This window comes from Oryzihumus sp., assembly GCF_054325275.1.
Map to the genome: position 1 here is coordinate 23,404 of NZ_JBTCWL010000044.1, position 9,015 is coordinate 32,418.

Genomic DNA, 9,015 nt, shown 5'->3' on the forward strand with positions numbered 1-9,015 from the left:
GTCCCCTCACACGCGTGGGGCCGGCCCGCGTGCGCGAGCCGGCCCCACGGCATACCGGGCTGCGTGCCAGGCCTAGTGGCGGCCGCCCTCGGAGGCGCCCTCGATGGTGACCGGCGCGCCGTTGCTGACCAGCTTCCAGTCGTAGGTGGAGAACATCGCCGGGTCGATCGTCTTGGTCGCGGTGACCCAGTCGATGATCAGCTGGCGGATCTCGGCCTGGGCGTTGTAGACGACCGGTGCCGTCTTGACGCCCGGGAAGTTGCCGCCGCCGGACTGGCGGTAGTTGTTGATCGCGATGACGAACGTCGCAGCCGGGTCGACGGGGACGCCGCCGTAGGCGAGGTTCGCGATCCGCGAGCCGGGTGCCTTGGCGATGTCGATGTCGTAGGTCAGCGGCGCGTCGAGGCCGGCCATGATGTCGTAGTTGTAGTCCGGCGTGCCGTTCGGCGCCAGGTCGGTCTTGGCGTTGGTGACCTGGTCGGGGGTGAACGGCCCGGTGCCGCTGACCTGCTGGAAGTAGTACGCGGACCACTCGAGGTAGTCCTTGACCTGCGCGCCGGTGAGCTTGATGCCCATGAGTGTGTTGTCGTAGACGTACAGCCCGGCCATGTCGCGCACCGTCACGTTGCCGGCCGGGATCGAGGCGTCGGGGTTGAACGGTGCGGCGATCGACAGCACCGGCAGCGCCGCGTCGGCGGTCCCGGCGAGCGCCTTCTTCACGGCGTCGGCCTGCACGTGGTTGATCAGGTCGATCGCGGCGGTGTCCTCGAACCGCGAGGTGGCGCAGGACATCGCCCGGGTCGAGGTGCCGATGACGGAGTTCACGTAGGAGCGCACCGTCTCGTGGTCCTTGGCCAGCAGGTCGCTGATCCGCTTGTCCTCCGGCACCGTGTTGGCGTCGAGCAGGTGCGAGTGCGCCGTCGCCACGCGCCAGCGGCCGTGCTCCTTGACCAGGTCCAGGTCCATGACCGCCAGGCGCATGCCCCACTTGAGCGGCTCGACGAGCAGCACCTGCTGGCCGGTGGTCGTGTTCTGCACGAAGCGCTCGGGGATCTCCAGGTGCGCGTGCCCGACGAGGATCGCGTCGATGCCGGGGACCTGCTCGGCGAGGAGCGAGCTGGCGTTCTCCGGCCACGGCAGCGCGTCACCGTAGGAGGAGGACGTCGTCGCGCCGGAGTGGCAGGACACGATGACGACATCGGCCCCGGCCTTGCGCAGGCGTGGCACGAACACCTTGGCCTGCTCGACGATGCCCTGGAACTTCACCTTGCCCTCGACGTTGGCCTTGTCCCAGATCGCCACGCCCGGGGTGACCAGGCCGAGGATGCCGACGCGGACCTCGTGGCCGCCGTCGAGGCGCATCGTCTTGATGACGAAGGGCGGGAACGTCGGCGCGCCGGTGTTCCAGTCCAGCGCGTTGGCGCCGAGCAGCGGGAAGTGCAGCTGCTTCTGGAACGCCCGCAGGGTGTCCATGCCGTAGTTGAACTCGTGGTTGCCCAGGGCGGCGGCGTCGTAGCCGATGACGTTCATCGCCGCGGCCATCGGGTGGATGGCGCCCTTGGTGATCGGGTCGATCTTGGCGTAGTAGTAGCTCAGCGGCGTGCCCTGAATGGTGTCGCCGGCGTCGAGCATGAGGCAGTTGCGGCCGCCCCGCTCCTCGCGCATCGCGGTGACGAGGGTGGAGATCTTGGCGAGGCCGATGTCGTTGTGCGGCTTGTCGTCGTACTCCGCGTCCTTGAAGTAGTCCCAGTTGAACACGTTGCCGTGGGTGTCGGTCGTGCCCAGGACGGTCAGCCGGTGGGTCTTGGGGCCGCGGGGCGCGCCCTGGCCTGCGGCGTATGCCGGTGTGCCGCCGGCGATCGCCGCGACGCCGGCTCCCGCGGCACCCACCGCGGCCATGGCCAGCAGCTCACGGCGGGACCGCTGCGCCGCGGTGGCGTCCTCGGTCGCGGCTGCCTGGTTGATGCCCTCGTTGTTCGTCACGCCGCCTCCAGCGTCGTCTGCGCCTGCCGCGGGGTCACCGCGGGTGGGCTCCCCTGAGCCCCGGCGCAGACTAGCCGCGCAAAGCGTCCGATAGCGGGACGAAGGACAACAAATTGGCAACCGTTCATGCGCCGGAAAGGGTCAGCCGGCTCCGTCGATCGGCTCGTCGCGTCGGCCGCCGGTCCAGGTCCAGGCGTATTTCCCGTCGTCGACCGCGCGCCCGGCCTCCCCCAGCTCCAGCGGCCGGAACGTGTCGACCATGACGGCGAGCTCGTCGAAGAACTCCACGCCGATCGAGCGCTCGTAGGCACCCGGCTGCGGGCCGTGGGCGTGACCACCGGGGTGCAGCGAGATCGAGCCCTTGCCGATGCCCGAGCCCTTGCGCGCCTCGTAGTCGCCGTCGACGTAGAACATGACCTCGTCGCTGTCGACGTTGGAGTGGTAGTAGGGCACCGGGATCGACAGCGGGTGGTAGTCGACCTTGCGCGGCACGAAGTTGCAGATGACGAAGTTGTGCCCCTCGAACACCTGGTGCACCGGCGGCGGCTGGTGCACCCGTCCGGTGATCGGCTCGAAGTCGCTGACGTTGAAGGCGTACGGGTAGAGGCAGCCGTCCCAGCCCACGACGTCGAGCGGGTGGTAGGGGTAGGTGTAGACGGTGCCGACGAGGCCGCCCGGGCCGTTGCCGCGGTGCTTGATGTACACCTCGGTCGGCGCGTCCCGGTCCTCGCCGACCTCCTCGGCCAGCAGCGGGCCCTCCGGCGTGCGCAGGTCGCGCTCGCAGTAGGGCGCGTGCTCGAGCAGCTGGCCGAAGCGCGACAGGTAGCGCTTGGGCGGGGTGATGTGGGAGTTGGCCTCGATGCAGTAGGCCCGCAGCGGCACGGTGTATCCCTCGTCGCCCTCGACGCGCGGGATCCACCGGTGGGTGGTCGCCCGCGGGATGACCAGGTAGTCGCCGGTGGCCACCTCGAACGCGCCGAAGACCGTCTCGACGCGGGCGCCGCCGCGCTCGACGTAGACGCACTCGTCGCCGATCCCGTTGCGGTAGAAGGGACTCGGGGTGTCTGCGACGACGTAGGAGATGCGCACGTCACCGTTGCCCAGGACCAGGCGGCGGCCCGTGACCACGTCGACGCCGTGGTGGTCCCCGCGCGGGTCCGTGGCGCCGAACAGGTCGTGCAGGGTCAGGTGGCGCGGCAGCAGCGGGTGGTTGGGCGTCGTCGCCTGGTCGCCGAGGTCCCACTCGCGCACGTCCTGGATCGCCGAGGGCAGCCCGCGGTGGTAGAGCAGCGAGGAGTCGGAGGAGAAGCCCTCCTCCCCCATCAGCTCCTCGTAGTACAGCCCGCCCTCCGGCGTCCGGTGCTGGGTGTGCCGCTTCGGGGGCACGTTGCCCCGCAGCTGGTAGTGCGCCATCGGTCCTCGTCTCCCACCGAATGCCCTGCGCGTCCTGTGAGCGGACGCGGGTGTACCTGTTCCAGCACTGTCCAGTAGCCTGCCCACCATGTCAACCAGACCCGACGGGCGGGGCTCCCCCCGAGTATCCCAGCCGGCCGAACGCGCCCTGTTCACAAGGCTGTTCGACGACGCCGCGGTGTTCCCGCCGGGCCTGGCGCCGCTGGACCGGGCGGTCGAGGAGCACCTGGCCCGCCAGTCCGCCGACGTGGCCGACCTGGTCGGCCCGCTGCTCGTGCCCGCCTCCGCCGCCGAGGAGCTGCTGACCCTGCCGCTGCCCGGCCAGGCGGGCCAGGCCCTGAACGTCGTGCTCATCGGCCGGCCCGGCGTCGCGGTGGCCGCGGTCGGCGAGGCGCTGTCCCGGCTGCGGGAGGACGGGCGGGTCGAGGTCGCCGGCGTGGAGGTCGGCTGGGCCGCCGGCTGGGAGCTGGCCCTGGACTGGCAGCTGCCGGTCTCGGTCGAGGTCCCCCGCGGCCATGACCTGGGCGCGGCGCTGCGCGACGTCGCCGCCCGGGCGGGTGGCCGGGAGGGCGTCCAGGCCAAGTTCCGCACCGGCGCCACCGCCACCACCGACGTGCCCGCGCCCGGCGAGCTGGCCGGCTTCGTCCGCACGTGCATCGACACCGACCTCGGCTTCAAGCTCACCGGCGGCCTGCACCACGCCGTGACCGGCACGCACGACGGGGAGCAGCAGTTCGGCTTCCTCAACGTGTTGCACGCCGTCCGCTGGGCACTCAACGGCGCCGAGGTCGACGAGCTCGAACCCCTTCTGGCACAACAGGATCCCGAGCCCGTGCTGGAGGCGGTCAGCCGCATGAGCGTCGCCGACGCGAGCATCACGCGGGCCTTCTTCACGGCATACGGCTGCTGCGGGGTGATGGACCCCATCGGCGAGCTGTCCACGCTGGGACTGATCGAGGAGACAACAGTATGACGACCAGCTGGCTCGACCTGCCCGCCGACCACCTCTTCGGGCTGGCCACGCTGCCCTACGGCGTGTTCTCCACCGCGGCCGACCCGCGCCGGCGCGTGGGCGTGCGCGTCGGCGACCACGTCCTCGACGCGGCAGCTGCGGCCGAGCACGCCGGCATGGAGTCCGGCGTGTGCTGGGACCGGCCGAGCCTGAACGACTTCCTCTCCCGCGGGCATCACGCCTGGGCGGCAGGGCGCGCCTGGCTAATCGAGGTGCTCACCGACCCGATGTACCGCGACGCGGTCGAGCCGCACCTGCTGCCGGTCGCCGACGTGACGCTGCACCTGCCGTTCGAGGTGGCCGACTACGTCGACTTCTACGCCAGCGAGCACCACGCCTCCAACGTCGGGCGGATCTTCCGGCCCGACAGCGAGCCCCTGACGCCGAACTGGAAGCACCTGCCGATCGGCTACCACGGCCGCGCCGGCACCGTCGTGGTCAGCGGCACCGACATCGTCCGGCCGTGCGGTCAGCGCAAGGCGCCGAGCGACCCGGCCCCCACGTTCGGACCGTCGCGGCGCCTGGACATCGAGACCGAGCTCGGCTTCGTGGTCGGGGGCGCGACGCCCCTCGGCCAGGCGGTGCCGATCGACGAAGCCGTCGAGCACCTCTTCGGCGTCGTGCTGCTCAACGACTGGAGCGCCCGCGACATCCAGGCGTGGGAGTACGTCCCGCTCGGCCCGTTCCTCGGCAAGTCCTTCGGCACGAGCATCTCGGCGTGGGTGGTGCCGATGGCGGCGCTGGAGTCCGCCCACGTCCCGCTGCCCGGGCAGGACCCCCAGCCGCTTGACTACCTGCGCGGCGACGAGGCCAGCGCCTTCGGCCTCGACATCCACTGCGAGGTGCGGGTCAACGGCACCGTGGTCAGCCGGCCGGAGTACGCCGACATGTACTGGTCGCCCACCCAGATGCTGGCCCACCTCAGCGTCAACGGGGCCAGCCTGCGCGACGGTGACCTGTTCGGCTCCGGCACGATCAGCGGCGCGGACAAGCAGACCCGCGGCTGCCTGCTCGAGCTGACGTGGAGCGGCCAGGAGCCGGTGACCCTGGAGGACGGCACCACCCGGGCGTTCCTCGAGGACGGCGACACGGTCACCATCACCGGCTGGGCTCCCGGCCCGGACGGTGCGCGCATCGGGCTCGGCGAGGTCGCAGGCACCATCCGCCCGGCGCGCCGGTAGTACCCACCGAAACGCGTCAGCCCGCGATCCGGACCCTCACGGGTGCCGCCAGGACGCGGGCTGAGCGGTGGGCAGGGTCAGCCGACCGAGGTGACCTGAACCGCCACCTGCTCGTCCTCCAGGGTGTAGCCCAGCCAGCTGAACCGCGTGCCGGTCCGCTCGACGTACTCCTGCCAGGCGCGGTGCTCCCCGCCCTGCCACCCCGGGTAGTTGAAGTACTCGTCGAACACGATGACCGAGCCCGGCACGAGGCGCGGCCCTACCGCGTCGAGCACCGTGGTCGTCGAGGAGTACAGGTCGCAGTCCACGTGCAGGAACGCGACCGGCCCCGGATGACCTGCCAGGAACCCCGGCAGCGTCTGGTCGAACCAGCCCACGACGAGCTCGGCGCCGGGCACCTGGGGCAGTCCGTCGACCCCGAACATGCCCGCGGGGAAGCCCGTGCGCCAGTCCTCGGGCAGCCCCTGGAAGGAGTCGAACCCGAAGACCTCGTGGCCGGGGAGCGACTCGACGATCGCCCGCAGCGTCGAGCCGGTCCACACGCCGAACTCCAGCACGAGGCCCTCGGCCGGGGCATGGGCCATGGCGTGGCCCAGGGTCGCGGCCTTGTCGGGGAAGGTCGGCGTGCGCGGCAGGTGCTCCATCGCCCACGCGGCCGAGGACTCAACGGCGATGCGGTCGGCGGCCAGCGACAGATTGCGTCGCTCGACGTGCTGCATCTGGTGCCGGAGATGCTCGAGCCGCTGCTGGGTCTCGGCGAGCTGCATCTGCAGGCCGGCCACGTCCTCGCGCAGGGGCACGGTGCCCGCCGCCACCGCCCGCACAGCGGCGTCGCGGGCGCGCCGCCTCAGCTCACGCAGCATCACCGGTCAGTGGGGCGCTTGGGCTGGGGGCCCACCACGACGTTGGTCTTCGCGGCCTTGTCGTGCCACGCCTGCTTGTTCGGGTCCCACAGCGGCCACAGGTAGTTGAGCAGCTCTGCGATGCTCGCCAGGTTGCCCAGGATCGGGATGAGGCTGAACAGCTGCAGGCCGTTGATCACCCCGATGCGGCGCCACGCGGCCGACGAGGGCAGCGGCCCCGGGGTCTCGCGCAGCCGGACGCTGATGCCGACCGCCTTCTTGCCCCAGGTCGCACCGGAGTGGGTGAGGAAGAGGTACTCGTAGACGACCGCGACCAGGACGCTGAGCAGCGCGACCGGGATGACCCAGACGTAGAGCTCGGTCGGCAGGGCGAACGGGGAGGGCTGCGCGCCGCTTCGCGCCCGCTGCACCTGCTTGTCGGCGTAGTCGATGACGGCCTGGAAGTAGCGGTAGATGAAGTAGCCGGTCAGCGGCAGGCCGATGAAGAACGTGATGAAGCCGTCGATGAGGCGGGCGAGCACCCGCTTCCACCACCCGGACAGCGGCACGCCGTCGGGCGTGGTGGCCTGAGGGGTGACGTAACCCTGCTGCTGCCATGTCGGCATCGGAGCCGGCCCCGGGTATGCCGAGCGGTCACCGCCCGTGCCCGTCTCGCCCCAGGTGGGCTGCTGGGCCATGCCGATCGTCGACTGCTCGAGGGATGGCGCCTGCTTCGGCGTCACGTGGTCGGTCCAGATCACTCCGTCCCAGTACCGGAGCTTGCTGGGGTCCTGGGGGTCGTCGTACCACCCCGATGGCTGCGTCATGGCGCACAGCCTGCCACGTGACCCCCATGAGGACAGTCACACTCCCCCACGTCCGGGGGCGCGCCCGAGGCGTACCAGCCGGTAACGTCGTCGGGCATGAGTGACGACACATCCACGCAGTCGATCCTGCGGACCAAACCGGTCGAGGACGTCCTGGCCCAGTCCGCCGACGAGGGCGAGGAACACACCGGCGCCCCCTCCTCGGGCAAGCTCCGCCGCAAGCTCGGCCCGTTCGACCTGATGGGTTTCGGCGTCGGCATCGTCATCGGCACCGGCATCTTCACCCTCACCGGGGTGGAGGCCAAGCAGCACGCCGGGCCGGCCGTCACCATCTCCTTCATCATCGCCGGCGTGGTCAGCCTGCTGGCCGCCCTGTGCTACGCGGAGATGGCCTCCAGCGTCCCGGCGGCAGGCAGCGCCTACACCTACGCCTACGCGACCATCGGCGAGGTCTTCGCCTGGATCATCGGCTGGGACCTGATCCTGGAGTTCGCCCTCGGCGCCTCCGTGGTGGCCCGCGGCTGGTCGGGCTACCTCGCCAACCTCTTCCACCTGCCCAGCGCCTGGTTCGCCGAGGACGGCTCGGTCGTCAACGTCGGGGCCATCCTCATCACGCTCGTGCTCGGCGTCATCGCCGCCGTGGGCATCCGTGAGTCGGCCCGCGTCACCAACGCCCTCGTGCTGGTCAAGGTCGCCGTGTGCGTGTTCGTCATCGTCGCCGGCGCGTTCTTCATCACCAAGTCCAACCTGGTCCCGTTCGTGCCGCACGCCGAGCCGGTCAAGCAGAGCGTCAGCGGCCTCAAGCAGCCGCTGAGCCAGGCCGTCTTCGGCATCTCCCCCTCCGCCTACGGCATGGCCGGCGTGCTGACCGCCGCCGCGGTGGTCTTCTTCGCCTACACCGGCTTCGAGGCGGTGGCCAACCTCGGCGAGGAGACCAAGCGCCCCAAGCGCGACCTCACCATCGGCCTGCTGGGCACCCTGGCCCTGTGCACGGTGCTCTACATCGGTGTCTCGTTCGTGGTCACCGGCATGGTCAGCTACAAGAAGATCGACGAGGGCGCCCCGATCGCCAGCGCGTTCGACGCCGTCGGCCAGGGCTGGGCCTCCACCCTGGTCTCCATCGCCGCCGTCTGTGGCCTGACCTCGGTCATCCTGGTCGACCTCGTGGCCATGGGCCGGATCGGCTTCGCCATGGGCCGCGACCGGCTGCTGCCGCCGGCGGTCGCCAAGGTGCACCCGAAGTGGGGCACGCCCTACCGGATCACCATCGCCACGACGATCTTCGTGGCCGTACTGGCCGGCTTCGTCCCGCTGGCCGCCCTGGCCGACCTGGTCAGCATCGCCACACTGTTCGCGTTCATCATCGTCTCGCTGGCGGTGCCGGTCCTGCGCCGCAAGCGCCCGGACGTGCACCGGCCGTTCCGCGTGCCGCTGTCGCCGGTGCTGCCGATCGTGTCGGCGCTGGCCTGCCTCTACCTGATGACCAACCTGACGATGGAGACCTGGCTGCGCTTCGCGGTCTGGATGGTCGTCGGCATGGTCGTCTACCTCGGCTACAGCCGGCGCAAGGCGCGCCTTGCCACCGGCGAGGAGGCTGAGGCCGTCACGGCCTGAGGCCACCCACCCACGCGACGGCACGGCATCCCGGCCCGGTATGCCGTGCCGTCGCCGTGTGCGGGGGTCAGCCGGCGACGTAGAGCGGCAGGAGCAGGCCCACGACGATCAGCCCCGCACCGCCGCCCATGCGGGCCCAGATG

General features: G+C 71.0%; 7 protein-coding genes. 3 read left to right on the plus strand and 4 right to left on the minus strand.

What is annotated here, in order from left to right; all coding sequences use genetic code 11:
• Nucleotides 1-72: 72 nt before the first annotated feature.
• Together ACXVGS_RS12480 and ACXVGS_RS12485 are read right to left on the minus strand one after the other, a co-directional pair.
• Nucleotides 73-1,983: a bifunctional metallophosphatase/5'-nucleotidase gene (locus tag ACXVGS_RS12480; RefSeq protein ID WP_458531947.1), complete on the minus strand. Its 1,911-nt coding sequence runs from the start codon at nt 1,981-1,983 to the stop codon at nt 73-75.
• A gap of 141 nt (nt 1,984-2,124) precedes the next feature.
• A complete protein-coding gene (locus tag ACXVGS_RS12485; RefSeq protein ID WP_458537005.1) occupies nt 2,125-3,396 on the minus strand; it encodes a homogentisate 1,2-dioxygenase domain-containing protein in 1,272 nt (423 codons plus the stop codon).
• 88 nt (nt 3,397-3,484) lie between these two features.
• Here ACXVGS_RS12485 and ACXVGS_RS12490 point away from each other — a divergent pair, with 88 nt between their 5' ends.
• Both ACXVGS_RS12490 and fahA read left to right on the plus strand, forming a co-directional pair.
• Nucleotides 3,485-4,369, plus strand: coding sequence for a hypothetical protein (locus tag ACXVGS_RS12490; RefSeq protein ID WP_458529271.1), 885 nt, complete (start codon nt 3,485-3,487; stop codon nt 4,367-4,369).
• Nucleotides 4,366-5,589, plus strand: a complete 1,224-nt coding sequence (gene fahA, locus ACXVGS_RS12495) for a fumarylacetoacetase (RefSeq protein ID WP_458537006.1) — start codon at nt 4,366-4,368, stop codon at nt 5,587-5,589. The genes ACXVGS_RS12490 and fahA overlap by 4 nt, the downstream gene beginning before the upstream one ends.
• 77 nt (nt 5,590-5,666) lie before the next feature.
• Here fahA and ACXVGS_RS12500 read toward each other — a convergent pair whose 3' ends face one another.
• Both ACXVGS_RS12500 and ACXVGS_RS12505 read right to left on the minus strand, forming a co-directional pair.
• On the minus strand, nt 5,667-6,452 hold the full coding sequence (locus ACXVGS_RS12500) for a class I SAM-dependent methyltransferase (RefSeq protein ID WP_458531944.1): 786 nt from the start codon (nt 6,450-6,452) through the stop codon (nt 5,667-5,669).
• The gene (locus ACXVGS_RS12505) at nt 6,452-7,258 is read right to left on the minus strand and encodes an RDD family protein (protein WP_458529274.1); all 807 of its coding nucleotides are present in this window, start codon (nt 7,256-7,258) and stop codon (nt 6,452-6,454) included. The genes ACXVGS_RS12500 and ACXVGS_RS12505 overlap by 1 nt, the downstream gene beginning before the upstream one ends.
• Before the next feature lie 96 nt (nt 7,259-7,354).
• On the opposite strand from ACXVGS_RS12505, the gene ACXVGS_RS12510 reads away from it, so the two are divergent.
• Entirely contained in the window at nt 7,355-8,872 is a 1,518-nt protein-coding gene (locus tag ACXVGS_RS12510; RefSeq protein WP_458537007.1) for an APC family permease, read from the plus strand.
• The last annotated feature ends 143 nt before the right edge of the window (nt 8,873-9,015 follow it).